Source organism: Streptococcus sp. HMSC062D07 (assembly GCF_001814215.1).
Classification (GTDB): Bacteria; Bacillota; Bacilli; order Lactobacillales; family Streptococcaceae; genus Streptococcus; species Streptococcus infantis_I.
In genome coordinates this window covers 253,110-274,290 of sequence record NZ_KV815324.1, presented here as the reverse complement: position 1 = coordinate 274,290, position 21,181 = coordinate 253,110, and the positions used below count along the sequence as shown (strand labels likewise).

Here is a 21,181-nt window from a genome sequence, read left to right as displayed (position 1 = left end):
ATGAAAAATAGGGAATGGCGCTGACTTTCCACGAAAGGCAAGACAGACATCTTTTTTCAAGAGGCAGATAGTCCGTGTTCAATTTTAAGATTCAAAGCCTGTAAGAACAATCTAGACGATTGGTGTATAACCTAAAGCAATACTTCCTTCTCCAAGGTGAGTCCCGATAACACTACCGAAGGTTGCAATTGAAATGTCTGTAGCTACTCCGCCGTCTAACAAAAGCTGAAGCAAATCAGCTGCTTTTTGAGGAGCATTCCCGTGAATGACAGTAATCTGGTAATTGCCATTAGCTGTTGCTTCTTTAACAATTTCAACCAAACGTTTTGTTGCTTTCTTCTCTGTACGAACCTTCTCATAAACTTCGATAACACCTTGGTCATTGAAATATAGAATTGGTTTAATGCTAAGAAGATTCCCTAAAATAGCTGCGCCATTTGATAAACGACCACCTTTAACCAGATGATCAAGGTCATCTACCATGATAAAGGCTGAAGTATTTTCAATCTGTTCGGTTAACTTATCTAGTATAGACTGGAAATCATCACCCTGCTCAGACCATTGAAACACACTTTCCACCATGAATCCTAGTGGTGCACTTGTAATTCGAGTATCAGGAAAAGCGATGGTTAGACTTTCGAACTCATCCGTCATATACTGGATGTTCTGGTGAAACCCTGAAATTCCAGAAGATAGAAAGAGACCCAAAACATGAGTATAGCCCTTTTCTTTTAATGACGATAAAATTTCATCCAACTTTGCAATACTTGGTTGACTTGTTTTAGGTAGTTCAGATGAACGAGCCATTTTTTCATAAAATTCTTGAGCGGTTAGATTTACACCTTCAACATACTCCTGTCCGTCGATATTCACAGGAATGTCAAGCACAAATAAATCTTCTTTCCGCAAGGTTTCCGCTTGTAGAAAAGCAGATGAGTCTGTTATGACCGCTAATTTCATTTTTTTAAAACTCCAAATTAATTCCTGGTAAGTCTAGTGCAATTTCCGTTACTTCATAAGTCAAACGGTTTAGCATATCCAAAGAAGGACGAGCAAGCGTCTCAACTTCTTCTTGACTAAAATCACTTGGTTGATCTACGATACGACCTTCAACGTGGTTTACTTGAGAAATAGTACCACTGATAACAAATTTATCGAAGACAATCATAAAGCTCAAAACAACTACGAGAGAAGTCACCTGATTTTCTTGGTCATGTTGAAGTAGTTGGAAGTTCACATCAACCTTTGTTTCAGGAATTCCGTTCTCATTTTCCCATTCAAAGTTACGAGCATCAAAGTGATACTGACTAACAAATTCTTGTTCACGTTTTAAATTCATCATATTCTCCATGGTTACAATTTACTTTGACATTGTAACATATTTTCTTATTTTCTGCTAACTTTCCTAAATTCCGATTTCTGCTTTCACAACTTCAGCAATGGTATCCACATAGTAATCTACTTCTTCAGTTGTTGGTGCTTCAGCCATGACTCGCAAGAGTGGCTCAGTTCCACTTGGGCGAACGAGAATACGTCCGTTGCCTGCCATTTCTGCTTCCATCTTATCGATAATAGCCTTGATAGCTGGTACTTCCATGGCCTTGTCTTTCATGGTGTTTTCCACACGGATATTAACCAATTTTTGTGGGTAAATTGTTACTTCTGAAGCCAACTGAGATAAGCTCTTACCTGTTTCTTGCATGATCTTAGTCAATTGAACTGCTGACAACTGACCATCACCAGTTGTATTGTAGTCCATCAAGATAACGTGACCTGACTGTTCTCCACCGAGATTGTAGCCTGATTTTCTCATTTCTTCAACGACATAGCGGTCTCCAACAGCAGTGACAGCTTTATTAATGCCTTCACGATCCAAGGCTTTATGGAAACCAAGGTTGGACATAACTGTTGTTACAATTGTATTTTGTGCCAATTGACCTTTTTCAGAAAGGTATTTACCGATGATATACATAATCTTATCACCGTCGACAATCTCACCATTTTCATCTACTGCAATCAAACGATCGCTGTCCCCATCAAAGGCTAAACCAATGGCAGATTTACTTTCTTTTACAAGTTCTTGCAAGGCTTCTGGATGAGTCGAACCAACATTAAAGTTAATGTTCAAACCATCTGGAGTTTCTCCAATGACAGTAATTTGAGCACCCAAATCTGCAAAAATTTGACGAGCACTTGTAAAAGCTGCTCCATTTGCAGTATCCAAGGCTACCTTCATCCCTTCAAGAGCTGTTCCAGTTGAAACCAGGTAGGCTTCATACTTGCGTAATCCTTCTGGGTAATCAACAACAGTACCTAATCCTTCAGCACTTGGACGTGGGAGAGTATCTTCACTGGCGTCAAGCAAGGCTTCGATTTCTGCTTCTTTTTCATCGTCTAGCTTAAAGCCATCGCCACCAAAGAATTTAATCCCGTTATCAAGGGCTGGGTTGTGGCTAGCTGAAATCATGACACCTGCGCTCGCTCCTTCAGTTTTCACCAAATATGCTACTGCAGGCGTAGCAAGTACACCAAGTTTATAAACGTGAATTCCCACAGAAAGAAGACCAGCAATCAAGGCTGCTTCTAGCATTTGACCTGAGATACGTGTATCGCGTCCAACAAAAACCTTAGGCGCTTCTGTCGCATGTTGACTGAGGACATATCCTCCAAAGCGACCCAATTTAAAGGCCAATTCTGGCGTTAATTCTACGTTTGCTTCTCCTCGGACTCCGTCCGTTCCAAAATATTTACCCATTTTATCATTCCTTTTCTAGTTTAATGTTTATTTTAAGATTCTGACTTCGTTTCTGCTGCTGTCGTTGAAGAGTTTTCAGTAGATGAAGTATTACTTGTTGTGGTTGTGCTACTTGTTGTTCTTACAGCTTTGGTCGTTACTTTCATAGTAGTTTCAAAAGGTGTAATCACTGTTGGTAAGACAGCCCCATTTTTATCAACAGCTTGCAAAGGAACTGATCCAGAATAGTTCCCTGTAATCTGTTCACTCGTTGGTAAAACTGCAACAATCCGATCAATCTTAGATAGTGTATCCGCATCACTAGTTACTGAAACTTTTTCATCAGAAACAGTCACACGTTCGATTATAATCTTCTCATCAATTTGACTAGAATCAATTTGAGGTACAACAGGTACATTATCTCGAGTAACTTTCTTACCAATCTTGACTGTGATCTTTTGAGGTGTTGCTACAGCTGTCAAACCACTTGGAAGATTTTCAATGGTCAAGGGAACTTCAATCGTTCCTTCTGTAGCTTGCGTCAAATCAGCAGTCACTTTAAATTTACGAGTGCTCTCTTGCATCTCACTAGCCAAGGTGACTCGATTTGAACCCGTTAGAAACACTGTTACTTCTGAGCTGAAACCACTGATAAAATATTGCTCACTATCATATTGAATATCAATCGGTACATTGACTACTGTATTGGTATAGGTTTCAGTTTTAGTTTGTCTTGCGTTGGTATTGTTTTGATAATTGATTGATGTTGCATAGATAAACAGGACACATGCAAAGAGGAGTGAGGAGATGATATAAAGACTATTTCTTTTCATTATTCCAGCCTCCTAATAGACGTTCTTTTAAGCTTAGTTCTTGTTCATCCTTAGGTATCAGAATACGACGTAGTTCTTCCTCGAATTCTTCCAAACTTAGATCATGTTTGAAGACACCGTTATAGGTGATAGATATACCTCCAGTTTCTTCAGATACAACAAAAGTAAGGGCATCTGAAACTTCTGATAAACCTATGGCTGCACGGTGACGAGTTCCGAACTCTTTGGAAATACCTGTGTTTTCAGTCAGTGGTAAATAGGCAGAAGTTACTGCAATCCGATCTCCACTGATAATGACTGCACCGTCATGGAGAGGCGTATTAGGGATAAAGATGTTAATTAATAACTCAGCAGAAATCTTAGCATCCAAAGAAATTCCTGTAACGATGTACTCCTGCAAGGTTCTCACACGTTGAACAGCTACCAAAGCTCCAATCTTTCGCGGGCTCATATACTCAACCGATTTTACAAAAGCTTGTACCATCTGCTCCTCTGAACTCATAGGAGTATTTGAAAAGAAGTCCGTAGCTCGACCTAATCGTTCCAAACCTGTCCGAATTTCTGGAGAAAAGATAACAACCGCTGCGATAACTCCATAGGTAATCAATTGGTTAATCAACCAGGAAATAGTCGTCAAGCCTAAAAAATTAGCCGCAATCTGAGCTAAGATAAAAACTAAAACGCCTCGAACCAGAATCATAATCTTGGTTCCTGCAATTGATTTTGTAAATTGATATAAGATATAAGCGACGATTAGAATATCAATCACATTTATCGCAATACTCCAAGGACTGGAAAACAAACTAGACCAGTATTGAAGATTAGATAATTGCTGAAAATTCATCCTGTGTCCCCTCTCCAAAAAAGCTTCTCTTCATTATACCATTTTTAATGGAAATTTTCTCTCCCCTACCTCATTTTAAATTGGTAGAAAATATGATAGAATAAAATGATAAAAATGAAATAAGGAGAAACCATGTCTGAATTATATGATATCACCATCATAGGGGGTGGCCCAGTTGGTCTTTTCGCAGCCTTTTATGCAAATTTACGTCAAGCTAAAGTACAAATCATTGACTCTCTTCCTCAATTAGGTGGCCAACCTGCCATTCTTTATCCTGAAAAACAAATTCTTGATGTCCCAGGTTTCCCAAATCTCACTGGTGAAGAACTAACTAATCGCCTCTTAGAACAACTAAAAGGTTTTGATACACCAGCCCACCTCAATGAAACTGTTCTTGACATTGAAAAAGAGAATGATGTATTTAAGATAACAACTACCAAAGGTATTCATAGTAGTAAAGCTGTCATTATCGCTATGGGTGGAGGTGCCTTTAAACCGCGTCCACTTGAATTGGAAGATGTTGAAGATTACGAAAATATCCACTACCACGTTTCCAACATTCAACAATATGCCGGCAAGAAAGTAACCATCCTGGGTGGAGGAGACTCTGCTGTGGACTGGGCCTTAGCTTTTGAAAAGATTGCTCCAACAACACTTGTTCACCGTCGAGACAACTTCCGGGCCCTCGAACATAGTGTCCAAGCCCTTCAAGAATCATCTGTCAGCATCAAAACACCATTTGTGCCAAGTCAAGTTCTTGGAGATGGAAAAACTCTTGACAAGCTTGAAATCACAAAAGTCAAATCCGATGAGACCGAAACTATTGAACTCGACCACCTCTTTGTCAACTATGGCTTCAAATCATCAGTTGGTAATCTTAAAAACTGGGGATTAGAACTGAATCGCCATAAGATTATTGTCAATAGCAAGCAAGAATCAAGCCAAGCTGGAATTTACGCTATCGGTGACTGCTGCTACTACGATGGTAAGATTGACTTGATTGCAACAGGTCTTGGTGAAGCACCAACTGCTGTCAACAATGCCATTAACTACATCGACCCTCAACAAAAAGTGCAACCAAAACACTCAACAAGTTTATAAGAAAAGAACCACGAATCTTACGATTCGTGGTTTTAAATTTCGTCAGCAATTTTATTAATCTTTCTCAGTCGATGATTGACACCACTTTTTGTGAGTGGATTTGTCAAACTGTCTGCCAATTGCTGGATAGAGTAGTCCGGATGTTGGATACGCAAATGCGCTACTTCTTGCAAATCTACTGGTAGGCTATCTAGACCTACGGTATCAATGATTTTACTGATATTGTTGATGGTTCTCATGCTCGCAGAAACCGTACGAGCGATATTTGCTGTCTCTGCATTATTAGCACGATTGAGATCATTCCGAGTTTCTCGGAGAATCTTGACGCCTTCAAAAGTATCTCTCGCCTCCATGGCTCCCACTAAAATTAGGAAATCCATAATATCTTCCGCTCGCTGAAGATAGGTCACTGCCCCCTTTTTTCGTTCGATAACCTTTGCATCTAGCAAGAACTGCTGCAAGAGCGAAGCGAGTCCTTGGGCGTGGTCTACATAAACAGAACTAATTTCCAACTGATATTTCCCTGACTCGGGATCTCTGATGCTCCCATTTGCTAAGAAAGCTCCACAGAGATAGGCACGACCTGCTTCCTCATCTCCTAAAATATCTGGATCAATCCCTGTTTCTAAACCAAAGAAAGAATCAGCCAAACGCAAATCTGCCAGTAATTCCTGGACTCGCTCATCCGTAAATACAGTATAGACGCGATTTTTCCGTAGATTACTTCTCTGGTGGTGACGAATCTCAGACTTGATGCCGTAAAAGTGCAAGAAAGATTCATAGAGATGACGAGCCAACTTAGCATTTTCTGTAATGACGGACAAGGTCAAACCAGAGCTCGATAAACCAATACTACCCGACATCTTGATAATAGCTGACAATTCATGACGACTCAGGTGATGCTGACTTAAAATTTCTTCTTTTACTGCTACTGTAAAACTCATTTTCTCACCTGTATGATCCGCATGAGCTCATCTACGATTAAATCACCATCGTGAAAGGCTCCCCCATTTTCCAAGCGTAGAAAGTTGGATGAAATGACACGTGGGACTTGCTTACGCAAACCTTCAAAATCATGCTCAACCTGAACCAAATACTCATCAAAACGGTTGGTATCCATATAATCCCTCGGAACCTTTTCGATGTTAACAAGGACAGTATCGATAAATGGACGGCCCAAATGACGATGCAAGACTTCTACGTGATCACTATCTGAGAAATGCTCCGTTTCTCCACGTTGAGTCATAATATTGCAGACATAAGCAACCTCTGCCTTAGTTTCCAGAAGTGCCTGACCGATTTCTTCGATGACGATATTAGGTAAAATCGAAGTAAAGAGGGAGCCTGGACCCAAGACAATCATATCACTCTCAAGAATGGTATTGACAACTCTGCGACTTGCCTGTGGCTTTTCATCATCCAGAGTGTTTGTCACATAGACATGGTCAATCATTCCTGGATGATCTGCAATGTGACTTTCCCCAGCTACTTCTGAACCATCTTTAAAGACAGCATGGAGTGTCAAAGGATGGTCACTTGATGGGAAAATCTTCCCTGTAGTATGGAAGAATTTACTCAGCAATTGCATGGCATTATAGGTCGAACCCTGCATTTCAGATAATCCAGCTATGATAATGTTTCCTAATGGATGACCAGCAAAAGCACCAGCATCCTCTGAAAAACGGTATTGAAAGACCTTTTCATAAAACTTAGGCATATCAGACATGGCTACGAGGACATTGCGAAGATCCCCTGGAGGTGTCAACTGTTGAATATTCTTACGCAATTCACCTGAAGAACCACCATCATCCGCAACGGTTACTATGGCTGCAATTTCGACGTCTTTTTCCCGTAGACTATTTAAAATAACAGGGATTCCGGTTCCTCCACCAATTACCGTAATTTTGGGTTTTCTCATGAACGGTTTACCGTTTCCTTTCTTCGGTCTTTATCACGATGACTTTCATTTACAGGCCAACTTTTAGATAGGTCATTCGCTAAACGCTTGGCAAAAGCAACACTTCGGTGTTGGCCACCAGTACAACCAATCGCAATAGTTAAGACTGATTTGCCTTCTTTTTTATAGCCTGGTAGGATTGGTTCAACCAAGGCTAACAAATGACGGTAAAAATCTTCAGATTCTTCATGGTTCATGACATAGTCATAAACTGCCTGGTCCTCACCTGTCTGATTACGAAGTTCTGGCAAATAGTATGGGTTTGGTAAAAAGCGAACATCAAATACCAAATCGGCATCAATTGGAATGCCGTATTTAAACCCAAATGACATGACCTCGATACGGAAAGACTGAGTTTGTTCTTGGTCCGAAAATTGCTCTGCAATGGTTTTACGAAGTTCACGAGGAGTTAACTCTGTTGTGTCAACCACGTTTTGACTCATATTTTTTAATGGAGCCAAGAGTTCGCGTTCCAACTTGATCCCGTCCAAGATACGACCATCTGCTGCTAGTGGGTGACTTCTTCTTGTTTCCTTATAGCGTGCCACTAATTCCTTATCAGCTGCATCCAAAAACAGAATCTTGAAATCCAAATCATCTTGGTTTTCCAATTCATCTAAGACAGCCTGAATCTCTGAGAAGAAAGAACGGCTACGCATATCCACCACTAGGGCTAACTTATGGTCATCGTCCTTGGTCTCGACCAACTGCAAAAACTTTGGCAAGAGAGCAGGCGGCATATTATCAATGGTAAAATATCCTAAATCTTCAAAGGACTGAATGGCTACAGTTTTTCCTGCACCACTCATCCCTGTCACAATCACCAGGTGAAGTTGTTTCATTGTCATCATAGTCTCCTTATATCAAAAGAAGTTTGGAAGAACCAAACTTCTACTAGCTTATCCAATCTCTGCGATGACTTCAATTTCGACTTTTACATCGCGAGGAAGACGAGCTACTTCCACAGCTGAACGAGCTGGAAATTCCTTGTTAAAGGCTGTTTGGTAAACCTCATTAAAAGGAACAAAGTCGTTCATATCACTCAAGAAACAAGTTGTTTTAACAACATGATCAAAATCTGTTCCTGCCTCTGCTAAAATAGCTCCAATATTTTTCAAGACTTGTTCAGTCTGTTCTTGGATTGTTTCTCCTACGATTTCTCCAGTTTCAGGAGATAGAGGGACTTGACCGCTAGCGAACAAAAGGTTGCCAACGATTTTTCCTTGAACGTAAGGCCCGATTGCCTTTGGAGCTTTATCTGTATGAATTGTTTTTGCCATTTGTATTCCTCACAGTTTTTCTAAAATAGCATCCCAAGCCTGATCCATTCCTGCTTTTGTCACAGATGAAAAGAGGATAAAATCATCACTTGGATCAAAGTTTAATTTCTTTTTAATAGCTGATTCGTGCTTGTTCCATTTGCCACGCGGAATCTTGTCTGCTTTAGTCGCCACGACGATGACAGGAATCTCATAATACTTAAGAAATTCGTACATCTGCACATCATCAGCCGTCGGATCATGACGAAGGTCAACGAGACTAACAACCGCTCGAAGATTTTCTCGAGTGGTCAAGTACTCCTCAATCATACGTCCCCATTTTTCGCGTTCCTTTTTGGAAACACGGGCATAACCATAGCCAGGCACATCCACAAAACGCATCTTATCATCAATGTTAAAGAAATTGAGTAGTTGTGTTTTTCCTGGTTTTCCAGAGGTACGAGCTAGATTTTTACGATTGAGCATGGTATTGATAAAACTTGATTTACCAACATTTGAGCGCCCTGCAAGAGCAATCTCAGGAAGTTCATCCTGCGGATAGTGGGACTTGTTGGCTGCACTCAGCAAAATCTCAGCATTGTGTGTATTGATTTCCATAGTCACCTCTAGGCTGTCTCTAGAATTGGCTTAGCCGTTCCGTCAACCGCTTCTTTTGTGATACGAACTGTTTTCACATTTTCTTGACTTGGAACCTCAAACATAACATCTAGCATGGTTTCTTCGATGATTGAGCGAAGACCACGCGCACCCGTTTTACGTTCGATGGCTTTGTTTGCAATTTCTTGGAGAGCTTCGTCGTCAAATTCAAGCTCTACATCATCATAAGAAAGCAAGGTCTGGTATTGTTTAACCAAGGCATTTCTTGGTTCCTTCAAGATGCGAACCAAATCATCTACGGTCAACTGCTCCAAGGCTGCAAAGACAGGCAAGCGTCCAATCAACTCAGGAATAATACCGAATTTTTGAATATCCTCTGCGATGATTTCTTGCATATATGAGCTGTTTTCGTCAATCGCTTTATTATTTTGGCCAAAACCAATAACTTTTTCACCCAAACGTTGTTTGACGATTTCTTCGATGCCATCAAAGGCACCACCCACGATGAAGAGGATGTTTTTAGTATCCACCTGAATCATCTCTTGTTGTGGATGTTTGCGTCCACCTTGAGGCGGTACGCTGGCTACAGTTCCCTCGATGATCTTGAGAAGGGCTTGTTGCACCCCTTCACCAGAAACATCACGTGTGATAGACACGTTCTCGCTCTTCTTAGCAATCTTGTCGATTTCGTCTACGTAGATAATTCCACGTTCTGCACGTTCGATGTTAAAGTCAGCTGCCTGCAAGAGTTTGAGGAGGATATTTTCCACGTCCTCACCTACATAACCAGCCTCAGTAAGAGCTGTTGCATCTGCAATGGCAAATGGTACATTCAAACTTCTAGCAAGAGTTTGAGCAAGGAAAGTCTTCCCTGATCCAGTTGGGCCAATCATTAGAATGTTTGATTTTTGCAAATCAACATCTTCAGTCTCTTCACGAGTGTCATGGAAATTAATGCGCTTGTAGTGGTTATATACAGCCACTGCCAGAGCACGTTTGGCACGATCTTGACCAATCACATAGTGGTTCAAAATGTTTAGGAGTTCGATTGGTTTTGGTACTTCAGACAAGTCTGCCAAGACTTCCTCAGCCAACTCCTCACGAATGATCTCCTGGGCCAACTCCACACATTCATTACAGATAAAGGCATTGTTCCCAGCGATTATTTTTTTAACTTCTTCTTGGCTTTTGCCACAAAACGAGCAATAAACCATCATATCATTTTTCCTATTTGTAGGCATGATTCCCTTCCGTTCTAAATGATTTTTCTATCTAAAATAAGGTCATATAAAAAGCATGAATGCTATTCACCAAGTTTGTAAAGGCATTTAGCCAAAGCAGAGTAGCAAGTCCATAGCGCTTTTTACGAAAAGCGTGTGATCCAGCCACAAGACAGACAGCACACAAAAGAGCTGTAAAAAATCCAAAAATACTGCGCTCCATTAGACTTCCTTTCTCTTTCTATATTCGATGGTAAAATCATAGGCATTTTTCTCATCCTTGATATAAGATTTGCTTGCAACAGTCTCAAAAACAGTCAAGTCGAAATCTGATGGAAAAAAAGTATCCCCTTCAACTTGAGCATGGATTTGTGTCACAATAATCTCATCGAGATAAGGTTCAAAAAGCTGAAAAATCTGCTTGCCACCGAGGATGTAGAGATTTTTATCCTGATGATGATACCATTCTAAAACATCCTCAACATTTTGAAAGACCAGAGCACCTTCAATTGACTCTTCGGGATTACGCGTCAAAATCAAGGTTTCACGTCCTGGAAGCAATCGTCGACCCATCCCATCAAAGGTTACACGACCCATTAAAATGGCATGATTCAAGGTTGTTTCTTTAAAATGTTTTAACTCTGCTGGCAAATGCCAAGGTAAACGATCCTCTTTCCCGATTACACCCTTTTCATCTTGAGCCCAAATGGCTACGATTTTCTTTGTCATGCTTTCATCCTTTTCATTGATAGTTCTATTTTATCAAAAATCTTCAAAAAAGACTGTTTTGGAACGCCCTCCGAAATAGAAAAAATCCGTAGAAAATTTCTACGGATTTTTGACAAAATAGAGTATCTTACAATCCAGGTGCTTGACCCAACTCTGCTGCAAGCATCCAGACAGTTTTTTCAAGATCTGCCTTAGCACCAACGAAGATATCATTAGTAACATCATCACCTTCCTCATCAGTTACATCCAATGCTTTTTGGAAGAGTGTGATGAGGTAACGATAAATTTCAAGGACACGTTCCAAACTTTCTTCTACGTTACGGAACTCTCCAACACCTTCTTCGATTTCACTGTGTTGAAGGAATTCTGTCAAAGTAGAGTATGGTTTGCCACCAAGTGTAATCAAGCGTTCGCTGATTTCATCAAGATAACCATCTAGACTATCCATGTATTCATCCATCTTTGGATGCCATACCATAAATCCACGTCCACGCATGTACCAGTGTACTTGATGAAGAGCAATATGTGCTACGTACAAGTCAGCTACTGCTTGATTCAAAACTTCCTTTGTATTTACTAGCGCTTCTGCTGCTGGTTTAGTTAATGTTGCTACATCTTTTAATGCATCTTTTTTCAATTCTACCATTTTTCTCACCTCATAATATTATTTTTGTAACCATATTTATTGATTACTACCTCAGTATACTACACCTAGTAGACAAAAGCAAGAAAATTAACCCATATTAAAAAAGTTGTAATTGACTGATAATTTAAGAAAATGAGTGGCTATTTACCCTAGCTATTTTCTCTGTTTTTACCAGAAAATTGACTTTGATAAAGGTCATAATAGAAACCTTTTGCAGCTAGGAGACTTTCATGATTTCCTTGTTCGATAATCTGCCCATCTTTCAGCACCAAAATTTTGTCAGCTTCCTGAATAGTCGAAAGTCGATGGGCAATGACAAAGCTTGTTCTCCCTTTCATCAAACGTTTCATAGCCTTTTGAATCAAGAGTTCTAGACGAGTATCGACTGATGAGGTCGCTTCGTCCAAAATTAAGATTGTAGGATCCGCCAAGAGAGCACGCGCGATAGTTAACAACTGTTTTTGCCCAAGAGAAATATTACTTGACTCTTGGTTCATTTCCATGTTATAGCCACCAGGAAGGGTGCGGATAAAGTGGTCAACATTGGCCGCCTTAGCAGCTTCAACGATTTCTTCATCTGTTGCCTCAAGATTTCCAAAGCGAAGATTTTCCTTGATACTGCCTTCATAGAGCCAGGCATCCTGTAGGACCATACCAAACTGTCGACGATAGTCCTGACGAGACAAGTCACGAATATCTTGGCCATCCACTAAAATGGCACCAGCTGTCACATCGTAAAAACGCATGAGAAGGTTAATCAAGGTTGTTTTCCCTGCTCCAGTAGGTCCAACGATAGCTACCATCTCTCCAGGTTCAACATCTAAATTAAAATTGCGAATCAATGGTTTGTTTTCCACATATTGGAAATCGACATTTTTGAAACTAACTTGGCCTGTCAATGGTGCTAGTTCTTTCACTTCAGCAGTTTGGACTTCTTCCTGTTCATCTAGAACTTCGAAGACACGATCAAGCGAAGACTTAGCACTTTGCATTTGCCCTGCTAATTGAGTAATATTTTGGATTGGCTGGCTGACTTGCCACACATACTGAACGAAGGCCTGCATATTACCAATCGTCAAGCGCCCTGCAATAACCTGCAATCCACCTAAGACAGCTACAATTAAGTAAGTTAAATCAGACACGATGTGAAGAGCAGGCATCATCAAACCTGAAATAAAGCTCGCCTTAAATCCGACTTGTTGCAATTCATCCGTAATCTTTTCAAATCTCTCTTGAGAGTTTTCTTCGCGTCCGAAAAGTTTTAAAACATTGAAACCTGTCAAGTTTTCCTGTACAAATCCATTCATACGTCCCAATATAGCTGCCTGCTGTTTAAAGTATGGCTGCGAACGATTTAGAATTGTTTTGGCTCCAAAATAAGTCACTGGAATCGACAAGATAACAATGATAGCCAACTGAAGATTTAGATAGAGGACCATACCCATAACAAAAATAATGGTAAAGACTGCATTAACAATCTGTAAGAAGGATTGTTGGAGTGCATTAGATACGGTCTCTACATCACTAGTAAAACGTCCCAGCAAATCTCCAAATTGGTGCTTGTCAAAGTAAGACACAGGGATGCGGTTGATTTTTTCGCTCATTTCATTTCGCAAATCCTGTATCATAGACTGGACAGCATTGGTCATGAAATAGTTTGAGTAATAAGAACCCAACTCATAGAAAAGCCCACGCAAGAGATAAATCACTAGAATTACTGCGATATAGCTAGTATTAATACCTGCTCCTGCAACACCATTTGCCATGGCAAGGAGGTTGCTGGTTAACTCAGTGATAGCAAGCCCCAATATGAATGGCTCGATAACACTCATTATGACGCTGACTATTTTCAAGAAGACTGCAAAGAAAACAGAGAAACGGTAGGCTTTTAAATAACTCCATAGACGAGCTAGGCTAGATTGTTGTTTCATCCTTTACCTCCTATTCTTCTGTCAGAGACGCATTTTTCAACTGCGACTCAGCAATTTCTCGATAGATGTCATTGGTTTCCATCAATTCTTCATGACGACCACGGCCAACTATTTCGCCCTTATCAAGGACGATAATCTGGTCCGCATCCATGATAGTTCCAACACGTTGCGCAACAATCAATACCGTAGCGTCTTGAGTCACTTCCTTGAGACGACGACGCAAGATAGCATCTGTACGGTAGTCCAAGGCTGAGAAGGAATCATCAAAGATATAGATATCCGGACCCTTGATGACTGCGCGGGCAATCGACAAGCGTTGCTTTTGACCACCTGATAGATTGCTTCCCCCTTCAGCCAGATGAGTTGCAAAACCTTCTTCTCGACTCTCGATAAAGTCTTTGGCTTGGGCTACATCAGCTGCTTGGTGCAAGTCCTCATGACTGGCGTCCTCTTTTCCGTAACGGAGGTTATCTGCGATAGTCCCTGTAAAGAGCAAGGCTTTTTGTGGAATAAATCCAATCTTTTGGCGGAGTGATTTGAGACGGTAATCCCGGACATCAACACCATCGACCTTAATCTTCCCCAGTGTAACATCATAAAAACGAGGAATTAACTGAACCAGAGTAGACTTACCTGACCCAGTCGAACCGATAAAAGCAATGGTTTCTCCCGGTTTAGCAGTAAAGGAAATATTATGCAAAACAGGGCTTTCCGTCTCACCAGGATAGGCAAAGGTCACATTATCAAATTCTAAGTAACCATGTGTTTCTGTTTCTTGAATTCCGTCCTCATTTGGATCAATGGAAATAGGCATATCCATGATTTCCTTCAAACGCTCACTAGACACAGCTGTACGTGGATACATGGTAAAGAGGTTTGACAAGAAAAGGAAGGACAAAAGAGCGTGGAAACTATACTCGATGAAGGCTACCAAATCCCCAATCTGCAAACTTCCTTGCTTGAGAGGATCTAGAGCAAACCAAACGATAGCTACAATCATGGCAATAATGATTTGCACAAAAAGCGGCTCCGTCAAACCAGTCAATTTGAACAAACGATTTGAATTATCCGCATAGATCGCATTTTTCTCTTCGAAACGGTTTTCTTGGAAGTCTTCACGAGCAAAGGCACGAATCACTCGCAAGCCCATCAAATTTTCACGGACATATTGGTTTATCTTGTCCAGTGTTTTCTGTTGTTTTTCAGATAAGGGGCGCGTTTTCACTGCCACATAAAGGACTACTACAGCTAGAAAAGGAACTGAAAAAGCAACAATCCAGGCTAGTGAGGGGCTGGTTAAGAAAATCATGAGAATACTCGACAGCATCATCATGGGAGTGATAACACCCAGCTTAAGCGTCTGCTCAGCAAACTGCATAAGGACAAAGGCATCACTGGTAATACGAGTAACCAATGAAGAAACACCAATTTGTTCATATTCGTGATGAGAATACTCTTGCAGCTTAGCATAGACATCATTTCGCATGTCCTTAACCATATTGGTGGTCAATTTACTAGCAGCATAGGATAGAACAACCCGCCCAAATGTCCCCAAGACGATAATAACCAACATTACGATAGCCCAAAAATAGAGCTTTTCTTCATTACCTTGATTAATCCCCTGGTCAATCATGCGAGCAAGAACAGTCGGTAGCCCAAGATTGACAATCACAAAGAAAATAGCTCCGAAGAAGTCTAACACTAACCACTTGGGATAACGTTTGAGATAAGACCAAATGTAAAGCATGATTCTCCTTTCTTTTTCTTCTAATACTCTTCGAAAATCAAATTCAAACCACGTCAGCCTCACCTTGCCGTACTCAAGTACAGCCTGCGGCTAGCTTCCTAGTTTGCTCTTTGATTTTCATTGAGTATAAAATGCAGAAAAGAGCGTGCTTTCGCACGCCTTTTTACTAAAAAGAAGACAGGCAGTCTTAACCTCGAGGGAGGGAACTGTCTGTCTCAGATATTTGAAGCTTATTTTACAAAGTCAAGCAATGCCAAGAAGCTTTCTGGATCAAGTGATGCACCACCAACAAGAGCTCCGTCAACGTCTGGACAAGCCATGTATTCTGCAACGTTTTCAGGTTTAACTGAACCACCGTATTGAACACGTACTTTATCAGCTACTTCTTGACCAAAGTCAGCTGCTACAACGTCACGAACCACTTTACACATTTTTTGTGCATCGTCTTGTGATGCAGATTTACCAGTACCGATCGCCCAGATTGGCTCATAAGCGATAACAGATGCAGCTACTTGCTCAGGAGTCAAACCAGCCAAAGCAGCAGATACTTGAGCACCTACGAATTCAGCTGCTTTACCAGCTTCGTAAGTTTCAAGACTTTCACCACAACAGATGATTGGAAGCATACCGTTAGCAAAGATTGCTTTTGCTTTTTTGTTAATGTCTTCGTCTGTTTCGTGGAAGTAGTCACGACGTTCTGAGTGACCGATAACAACGTAGTCAGTACCGATTTCTTTCAAAACTTGTGGGCTAGTTTCACCTGTGAAAGCACCTGCATTTTCAAAGTAGCAGTTTTGAGCAGCAACTTTAAGGTTTGAACCTTTAGCAGCAGCAAGAACAGTTGTCAAGTCAAGAGCAGGTACAGCAACCCCAGCTTCAACAAGGTCTGATGAAGGAAGTTTTGATGCTACAGCTTCAACGAATGCTTTTGCTTCTTCTGGGTTTTTGTTCATTTTCCAGTTACCAGCGATAAATGGTTTACGTGACATTTCACATACCTCTTTTTTCATTTTATTTTCTACTTATTTTATCATAAATATAGGGAGCTTGCAAATTTTACTCTGTAACTAGAAGTCTTCTTTTCAAATACTTTCCAGTCGTCAATTCTATTTAGAGTCTGGCTTTCTCCTAGTTAATTTGACCACTGCTTCCGTCCGAGCAGTGTGTGGAAACATATCAACCGACTGGATATAATGCAGGTCATAGACTTCAACCAAGCGAACTAAATCACGCGCCAGGGTAGATACATTGCAGGAAATGTAGACCATCTTTTCAGGAGCGTAATTAACGATGGTATCCAAGAGTTTGTCATCTAAACCGGTACGAGGCGGGTCTACAATCAAGGCATCCGCACGATAGCCTTCCTTATACCATCTAGGGATAATCTCTTCTGCTGTACCTGCCTCATAGTGGGTATTACTATACCCCATACGCTGGGCATTTGCCTTAGCATCCTCGATAGCTTCAGGAATAATATCCATCCCCCTCAGACTTTTAACTTTTTTGGCAAAGGCAAAACCAATGGTTCCAACACCACAGTAGGCATCAATCAGATGGTCATTCTCAGTTACGTCCAAGGCCTTAACGGCTTCACTATAGAGGATTTCAGTCTGTTCAGGATTGAGTTGGTAAAAAGCTCGTGGTGAGAGAGAAAACTCATAGTTTAATACACCCTCACGAATACTATCCTGTCCCCAAATAATCTCAGTCTTTTCCCCGTAAATCTCACTAGTTTTAGCAGTATTGGTATTGACTGCGACAGTCACTACTTCAGGATAATCCTTGACTAAATCTTTCACAAATTGAGTCAGATTTAATTGACGATTGGTCACAATGATAATCTGAACTTCCCCAGTTTTCCGTGCTCGACGAACCATGATGGTCCGAACTCCAAGGATTTTCCGTTCATCTGTAATCGGAATTTGATGATAGGTCAAGAGTTCGGCAATGCGATTAGCAATCGCTTGCGTCTCCTTGTCTTGAACCAGACAGTCTTTTAACTCGACCAGATAGTGGGAATTCTGAGCATACAAACCTGCCTTGACTTGACCTTTAAACTTTCGAGTTTGGAATTGCAATTTAGCTCGATAATACTTGGGTTCCTGCATACCAATGGTTGGTCTGATTTCATAGTTTTCGTAACCAGCGGGTGCAAATTTCTTCAGAGCTTGATGGAGAAGGTCCGTTTTAAACTCCAGCTGCTTGTCGTAATGCAGATGCATGATTTGACAGCCACCACACTCATTATAAATGGTGCAGTCTGGTACCACTCGAAACTTAGATTTTTTATTGACCTCAAGGAGTTTAGCCTCAACGTAGTTACGCTTAACGGAAGTCACCTGACAATAGATATCTTCACCCTTGAGGGCGCCTGGAACAAAAACAAGGGTTTTCTGGAAAAATCCGATACCTTCCCCGTTTATCCCCATACGCTTAATTTTTAATGGAATTTTTTGTTTGACTTTAAGACTCATAAGTCTATTATACCACGTAGTTTCTCAATGTTTAAGAATATGTTACAATAAAACCATGAATACAAAGATATCTCATTTTTCCCCATTGGATTTTCCTGATCAATTACGAACTTATATAGAGGGAGCAACTCTTTCTGACAGCTCTTCTCATTCATGCGCAAGGGTTCTCTATCTTGATTCAGGTTACTATTTGAAAATAGATCAAAAGGGAAGATTAGAGCGAGAAGCTAGCATTGCGAGTTGGTTTGAACAAGAGGGAATAGGAACTCCAGTCATCCACTATCTATCTACAGATAAAGACTACCTCCTGACTAAAGAGGCAATTGGTCATAATACTCTCGCTTTTTTAGACCAGCCAGAGACAATCTGCCGTACCATGGCAGAGGCTCTTAAAAAGCTTCACAGTTTTTATCCGCAAAATTTTCCATCAGATAATCATTTACAAGCCTATAAAGAAAGAGCCTTGAAAAACTACGAAAAAGGTGAGTTCTATGCCAAGGCCCTCCTACCCCAATTCCGGATTAGTAGCCGCGAAGAGGCCTTCCAACTCATCCAAGAACAAGGGCATCTTTTAAAGACAGATGCCTTTATTCACGGGGATGCCTGTCTACCGAACTTTATTCTAAAGGATGCTGACCACTTCTCTTGCTTTATTGATCTTGGCTTAGCTGATTTCAGTGACCGACATATCGATCTCTTTTGGGCAGTTTGGTCCCTCAACTATAACCTACATGACCCTAAATACGCTGAACTATTTCTTGACTGTTACGGGAAAGAGCTGGTTGATAGCAATAAACTTCGACTCGTTGCTGCCTTTGAAGCGTTTGGATAAAAGGAAAACCATGAAAATCACAAAACTAGAAAAGAAAAAACGTCTCTATCTGCTAGAACTTGATAGCGACCAAACCTGCTATATTACAGAGGATACCATTGTTCGCTTTATGTTGACCAAGGATAAGGAAATTAGTCCCCAAGAATTTTCAGGTATTCAGATCTTTGCACAATTTTCCTACGGAAAAAACTTGGCGCTCTATCACTTATCCTTCAAGGCCCGTACTGAAAAAGAAGTCAGAGACTATTTAGTTAAACATGAGATTGATGAGAAAATCATACCACAAGTCATCCAAGCCCTCAAGGATGACAACTGGATCAATGACCGTCAATATGCTTATGCGATCATCAATTCCAATCAGCTATCTGGTGACAAGGGAAGCTACATGCTCATACAAAAGATTTCTCAAAAAGGAGTTGCTAAGGCTGTTATCCAAGACGTCTTACAAGAATTTGATCTGACGGAAGTCGCAGAGCGTACAGCCGAAAAACTACTGAAAAAATATCAGGGTAAATTGCCTGCTCGTGCTCTACAAGACAAGATAATCCAAAATCTTACCAACAAAGGGTTTTCCTACTCGGAATCTAAAACAGCCTTTGACCAACTGGATAGCCAGATCGAAGAGGAAACCGTTCAGGAACTAATCTTTAAAGAGTTGGATAAGCAATATCGGAAATATTCGCGTAAGTATGAAGGATACGAACTCAAGCAGCGTTTGACCCAAGTTTTAGCACGAAAAGGCTACGATTTTTCGGATATAGCCAGCGCTCTCAGAGAATATCTTTAATTTTTTCATGAAAAACTAAGAACTTTAAACAAAAATATGATACAATAGTAAACGATAAACTTATAAATTGTAGAAAGTTGGTTAGTTATGAAACTTCCAAAAGAAGGCGACTTTATTACAATTCAAAGTTATAAGCATGATGGGAGTCTTCACCGTACTTGGCGAGACACCATGGTACTAAAAACAACAGAGAACGCTATTATCGGCGTCAACGACCACACACTTGTTACCGAAAGTGACGGTCGTCGTTGGGTGACTCGAGAGCCGGCTATTGTTTACTTTCACAAAAAATATTGGTTTAATATCATTGCCATGATTCGTGATAATGGGATTTCCTACTATTGCAACATGGCTAGCCCATACTATCTAGACGAAGAAGCTTTAAAATACATCGACTATGATTTAGATGTTAAAGTTTTTACAGATGGAGAAAAACGCCTCTTGGACGTCGAAGAGTATGAACGTCACAAGCGCAAGATGAATTATCCTGATGATTTAGACTATATTTTGAAAGAGCATGTTAAGATTCTTGTTGATTGGATTAACAATGAACGAGGCCCCTTCTCAGAAGCCTATGTCAACATTTGGTACAAACGCTACGTAGAACTAAAGAATCGGTAAAGTTGTCAAACTAGGGTGTCTGCCCTAGTTTTTTTATAATCAAAAAACCTGCCTTAAAGCAGGTTTTCCTTTAAATATCTAACTTTGTAACAGTAAATTTGATGTGGGAATAATCTTTTTCGATATCCTTATCTACCATAAAGGCTGTTGCATCCTTCTTGACCTGCACCAAGTCGATATTCTGGGCTTGAGCAGCATAGACACAACCACAGTAACATTGACGATAGATATCATACTCTTCACACATTTCTACAGAGCGTTTATAGCCTTGATTTTTCTTAAAGTCGCTTGGAAGATAATGAGTGGTGTAGATTTTCTGCACATCAATCCCGATACTATTGATAGTTTGTGAATTTTTGTGAGGACTGATGGTTAGGGCTGAGCCAAAGTAGTCAAAGCCCAAGTCCATAGCTACTTGAGCTGTCTTATCCAAACGATAGTCAAAACAAACCTTGCAACGATCGCCACCTTCAGGTTCTTCTTCCAAACCTCGAACCAGTTTACGGTATTCATTGGGTTCATAAGGTGCTTCTAGATATTGGACGTTATTGCCAGTTCGCTCATTAAAATCACTGACAAACTTTTTTGTCACATATGCACGCTTATGATATTCAGCTTTGGGATGGATATTTGAATTAGCAAAATAAATGGTCACATCGGCATACTTAGTCAAGTACTCTAAAGTGTAGGTACTGCAGGGAGCACAACAGACGTGCATGAGAATAGTTGGTCTTTCTTCATTTTTTTCCCAAACTTGGACCATCTTTTGCATGACACGGTCATAGTTGATCTTTTGATTGGGATTCATCTTACTTAGAATTTCTTCTACATCAATCATGCTCTTCTCC

22 protein-coding genes are annotated in these 21,181 nt (G+C 40.5%); 4 read left to right on the top strand and 18 right to left on the bottom strand.

The features are described 5' to 3' along the window. Positions 1-111 precede the first annotated feature (111 nt). The 5 genes from HMPREF2957_RS01990 to cdaA all read right to left on the bottom strand — a co-directional run bounded on the left by HMPREF2957_RS01990 (position 112) and on the right by cdaA (position 4,411). Complete coding sequence (locus HMPREF2957_RS01990; protein ID WP_070677125.1) at positions 112-960, bottom strand: DegV family protein; 849 nt, start codon at positions 958-960, stop codon at positions 112-114. 4 nt (positions 961-964) lie between these two features. Beyond that, a complete protein-coding gene (locus tag HMPREF2957_RS01985; protein WP_004252208.1) occupies positions 965-1,339 on the bottom strand; it encodes a DUF1149 family protein in 375 nt (124 codons plus the stop codon). A gap of 66 nt (positions 1,340-1,405) precedes the next feature. Then, positions 1,406-2,755 (bottom strand): phosphoglucosamine mutase, encoded by a 1,350-nt coding sequence (gene glmM, locus HMPREF2957_RS01980; protein WP_070677124.1) that lies wholly within the window; start codon positions 2,753-2,755, stop codon positions 1,406-1,408. Between the two features lie 32 nt (positions 2,756-2,787). Then, positions 2,788-3,567: a CdaR family protein gene (locus HMPREF2957_RS01975; RefSeq protein WP_070677123.1), complete on the bottom strand. Its 780-nt coding sequence runs from the start codon at positions 3,565-3,567 to the stop codon at positions 2,788-2,790. Further along, the gene (gene cdaA, locus HMPREF2957_RS01970; RefSeq protein WP_070677122.1) at positions 3,554-4,411 is read right to left on the bottom strand and encodes a diadenylate cyclase CdaA; all 858 of its coding nucleotides are present in this window, start codon (positions 4,409-4,411) and stop codon (positions 3,554-3,556) included. Before cdaA ends, HMPREF2957_RS01975 begins: the two co-directional genes overlap by 14 nt. A gap of 132 nt (positions 4,412-4,543) precedes the next feature. Between cdaA and HMPREF2957_RS01965 the strand changes: the two genes are divergently transcribed. Continuing rightward, entirely contained in the window at positions 4,544-5,512 is a 969-nt protein-coding gene (locus tag HMPREF2957_RS01965; protein WP_070677121.1) for an NAD(P)/FAD-dependent oxidoreductase, read from the top strand. Positions 5,513-5,544: 32 nt separating this feature from the next. Here the strand turns inward: HMPREF2957_RS01965 and whiA are convergent, their stop codons facing one another. The 12 genes from whiA to rlmD form a co-directional block, all read right to left on the bottom strand. After that, complete coding sequence (gene whiA, locus HMPREF2957_RS01960; protein WP_070677120.1) at positions 5,545-6,456, bottom strand: DNA-binding protein WhiA; 912 nt, start codon at positions 6,454-6,456, stop codon at positions 5,545-5,547. Further along, complete coding sequence (locus tag HMPREF2957_RS01955; protein WP_070677119.1) at positions 6,453-7,430, bottom strand: YvcK family protein; 978 nt, start codon at positions 7,428-7,430, stop codon at positions 6,453-6,455. The genes whiA and HMPREF2957_RS01955 overlap by 4 nt, the downstream gene beginning before the upstream one ends. Next, complete coding sequence (rapZ, locus tag HMPREF2957_RS01950) at positions 7,427-8,317, bottom strand: RNase adapter RapZ (RefSeq protein WP_070677118.1); 891 nt, start codon at positions 8,315-8,317, stop codon at positions 7,427-7,429. Before rapZ ends, HMPREF2957_RS01955 begins: the two co-directional genes overlap by 4 nt. Before the next feature lie 51 nt (positions 8,318-8,368). Beyond that, a complete protein-coding gene (locus HMPREF2957_RS01945) occupies positions 8,369-8,749 on the bottom strand; it encodes a RidA family protein (RefSeq protein WP_001140424.1) in 381 nt (126 codons plus the stop codon). Between the two features lie 9 nt (positions 8,750-8,758). After that, a complete protein-coding gene (gene yihA / locus HMPREF2957_RS01940; RefSeq protein ID WP_070677117.1) occupies positions 8,759-9,346 on the bottom strand; it encodes a ribosome biogenesis GTP-binding protein YihA/YsxC in 588 nt (195 codons plus the stop codon). Between the two features lie 8 nt (positions 9,347-9,354). Beyond that, complete coding sequence (gene clpX, locus HMPREF2957_RS01935; protein WP_007555413.1) at positions 9,355-10,587, bottom strand: ATP-dependent Clp protease ATP-binding subunit ClpX; 1,233 nt, start codon at positions 10,585-10,587, stop codon at positions 9,355-9,357. A gap of 201 nt (positions 10,588-10,788) precedes the next feature. Next, positions 10,789-11,295 carry a dihydrofolate reductase gene (locus HMPREF2957_RS01930; RefSeq protein WP_070677116.1) on the bottom strand — a complete coding sequence of 169 codons (507 nt, stop codon included), beginning with the start codon at positions 11,293-11,295 and terminating at the stop codon, positions 10,789-10,791. Positions 11,296-11,422: 127 nt separating this feature from the next. After that, positions 11,423-11,941, bottom strand: a complete 519-nt coding sequence (locus HMPREF2957_RS01925) for a Dps family protein (protein ID WP_070677115.1) — start codon at positions 11,939-11,941, stop codon at positions 11,423-11,425. A 149-nt stretch (positions 11,942-12,090) separates the two neighbouring features. Further along, positions 12,091-13,872: an ABC transporter ATP-binding protein gene (locus tag HMPREF2957_RS01920; protein ID WP_070677114.1), complete on the bottom strand. Its 1,782-nt coding sequence runs from the start codon at positions 13,870-13,872 to the stop codon at positions 12,091-12,093. Positions 13,873-13,882: 10 nt separating this feature from the next. Further along, positions 13,883-15,619 carry an ABC transporter ATP-binding protein gene (locus HMPREF2957_RS01915; RefSeq protein ID WP_036757118.1) on the bottom strand — a complete coding sequence of 579 codons (1,737 nt, stop codon included), beginning with the start codon at positions 15,617-15,619 and terminating at the stop codon, positions 13,883-13,885. A gap of 230 nt (positions 15,620-15,849) precedes the next feature. Continuing rightward, positions 15,850-16,608 carry a triose-phosphate isomerase gene (gene tpiA / locus HMPREF2957_RS01910; RefSeq protein WP_070677113.1) on the bottom strand — a complete coding sequence of 253 codons (759 nt, stop codon included), beginning with the start codon at positions 16,606-16,608 and terminating at the stop codon, positions 15,850-15,852. Between the two features lie 117 nt (positions 16,609-16,725). Further along, entirely contained in the window at positions 16,726-18,093 is a 1,368-nt protein-coding gene (rlmD, locus tag HMPREF2957_RS01905; RefSeq protein WP_070677112.1) for a 23S rRNA (uracil(1939)-C(5))-methyltransferase RlmD, read from the bottom strand. Positions 18,094-18,148: 55 nt separating this feature from the next. On the opposite strand from rlmD, the gene HMPREF2957_RS01900 reads away from it, so the two are divergent. The 3 genes from HMPREF2957_RS01900 (at position 18,149) to HMPREF2957_RS01890 (ending at position 20,333) form a co-directional block, all read left to right on the top strand. Then, the gene (locus HMPREF2957_RS01900; RefSeq protein ID WP_070677111.1) at positions 18,149-18,925 is read left to right on the top strand and encodes an aminoglycoside 3'-phosphotransferase; all 777 of its coding nucleotides are present in this window, start codon (positions 18,149-18,151) and stop codon (positions 18,923-18,925) included. Positions 18,926-18,935: 10 nt separating this feature from the next. Then, positions 18,936-19,712, top strand: a complete 777-nt coding sequence (gene recX / locus HMPREF2957_RS01895; protein ID WP_070677110.1) for a recombination regulator RecX — start codon at positions 18,936-18,938, stop codon at positions 19,710-19,712. Positions 19,713-19,799: 87 nt separating this feature from the next. Further along, positions 19,800-20,333 (top strand): nucleoside tri-diphosphate phosphatase, encoded by a 534-nt coding sequence (locus tag HMPREF2957_RS01890; RefSeq protein WP_004252157.1) that lies wholly within the window; start codon positions 19,800-19,802, stop codon positions 20,331-20,333. A 70-nt stretch (positions 20,334-20,403) separates the two neighbouring features. Here the strand turns inward: HMPREF2957_RS01890 and HMPREF2957_RS01885 are convergent, their stop codons facing one another. After that, a complete protein-coding gene (locus HMPREF2957_RS01885) occupies positions 20,404-21,171 on the bottom strand; it encodes an epoxyqueuosine reductase QueH (RefSeq protein WP_006150335.1) in 768 nt (255 codons plus the stop codon). Positions 21,172-21,181 lie beyond the last annotated feature (10 nt).

Coding starts and splice junctions, on each gene's coding strand:
- HMPREF2957_RS01890 (WP_004252157.1), top strand. CDS start 19,800: ATGAAACTTCCAAAAGAAGGCGACTTTATTACAATTCAAAGTTATAAG.
- HMPREF2957_RS01985 (WP_004252208.1), bottom strand. CDS start 1,339: ATGAATTTAAAACGTGAACAAGAATTTGTTAGTCAGTATCACTTTGAT.
- cdaA (WP_070677122.1), bottom strand. CDS start 4,411: ATGAATTTTCAGCAATTATCTAATCTTCAATACTGGTCTAGTTTGTTT.
- whiA (WP_070677120.1), bottom strand. CDS start 6,456: ATGAGTTTTACAGTAGCAGTAAAAGAAGAAATTTTAAGTCAGCATCAC.
- HMPREF2957_RS01975 (WP_070677123.1), bottom strand. CDS start 3,567: ATGAAAAGAAATAGTCTTTATATCATCTCCTCACTCCTCTTTGCATGT.
- tpiA (WP_070677113.1), bottom strand. CDS start 16,608: ATGTCACGTAAACCATTTATCGCTGGTAACTGGAAAATGAACAAAAAC.
- glmM (WP_070677124.1), bottom strand. CDS start 2,755: ATGGGTAAATATTTTGGAACGGACGGAGTCCGAGGAGAAGCAAACGTA.
- rlmD (WP_070677112.1), bottom strand. CDS start 18,093: ATGAGTCTTAAAGTCAAACAAAAAATTCCATTAAAAATTAAGCGTATG.
- HMPREF2957_RS01955 (WP_070677119.1), bottom strand. CDS start 7,430: ATGAGAAAACCCAAAATTACGGTAATTGGTGGAGGAACCGGAATCCCT.
- clpX (WP_007555413.1), bottom strand. CDS start 10,587: ATGCCTACAAATAGGAAAAATGATATGATGGTTTATTGCTCGTTTTGT.
- yihA (WP_070677117.1), bottom strand. CDS start 9,346: ATGGAAATCAATACACACAATGCTGAGATTTTGCTGAGTGCAGCCAAC.
- HMPREF2957_RS01885 (WP_006150335.1), bottom strand. CDS start 21,171: ATGATTGATGTAGAAGAAATTCTAAGTAAGATGAATCCCAATCAAAAG.
- HMPREF2957_RS01990 (WP_070677125.1), bottom strand. CDS start 960: ATGAAATTAGCGGTCATAACAGACTCATCTGCTTTTCTACAAGCGGAA.
- HMPREF2957_RS01925 (WP_070677115.1), bottom strand. CDS start 11,941: ATGGTAGAATTGAAAAAAGATGCATTAAAAGATGTAGCAACATTAACT.
- HMPREF2957_RS01930 (WP_070677116.1), bottom strand. CDS start 11,295: ATGACAAAGAAAATCGTAGCCATTTGGGCTCAAGATGAAAAGGGTGTA.
- HMPREF2957_RS01915 (WP_036757118.1), bottom strand. CDS start 15,619: ATGCTTTACATTTGGTCTTATCTCAAACGTTATCCCAAGTGGTTAGTG.
- HMPREF2957_RS01920 (WP_070677114.1), bottom strand. CDS start 13,872: ATGAAACAACAATCTAGCCTAGCTCGTCTATGGAGTTATTTAAAAGCC.
- HMPREF2957_RS01965 (WP_070677121.1), top strand. CDS start 4,544: ATGTCTGAATTATATGATATCACCATCATAGGGGGTGGCCCAGTTGGT.
- recX (WP_070677110.1), top strand. CDS start 18,936: ATGAAAATCACAAAACTAGAAAAGAAAAAACGTCTCTATCTGCTAGAA.
- rapZ (WP_070677118.1), bottom strand. CDS start 8,317: ATGACAATGAAACAACTTCACCTGGTGATTGTGACAGGGATGAGTGGT.
- HMPREF2957_RS01900 (WP_070677111.1), top strand. CDS start 18,149: ATGAATACAAAGATATCTCATTTTTCCCCATTGGATTTTCCTGATCAA.
- HMPREF2957_RS01945 (WP_001140424.1), bottom strand. CDS start 8,749: ATGGCAAAAACAATTCATACAGATAAAGCTCCAAAGGCAATCGGGCCT.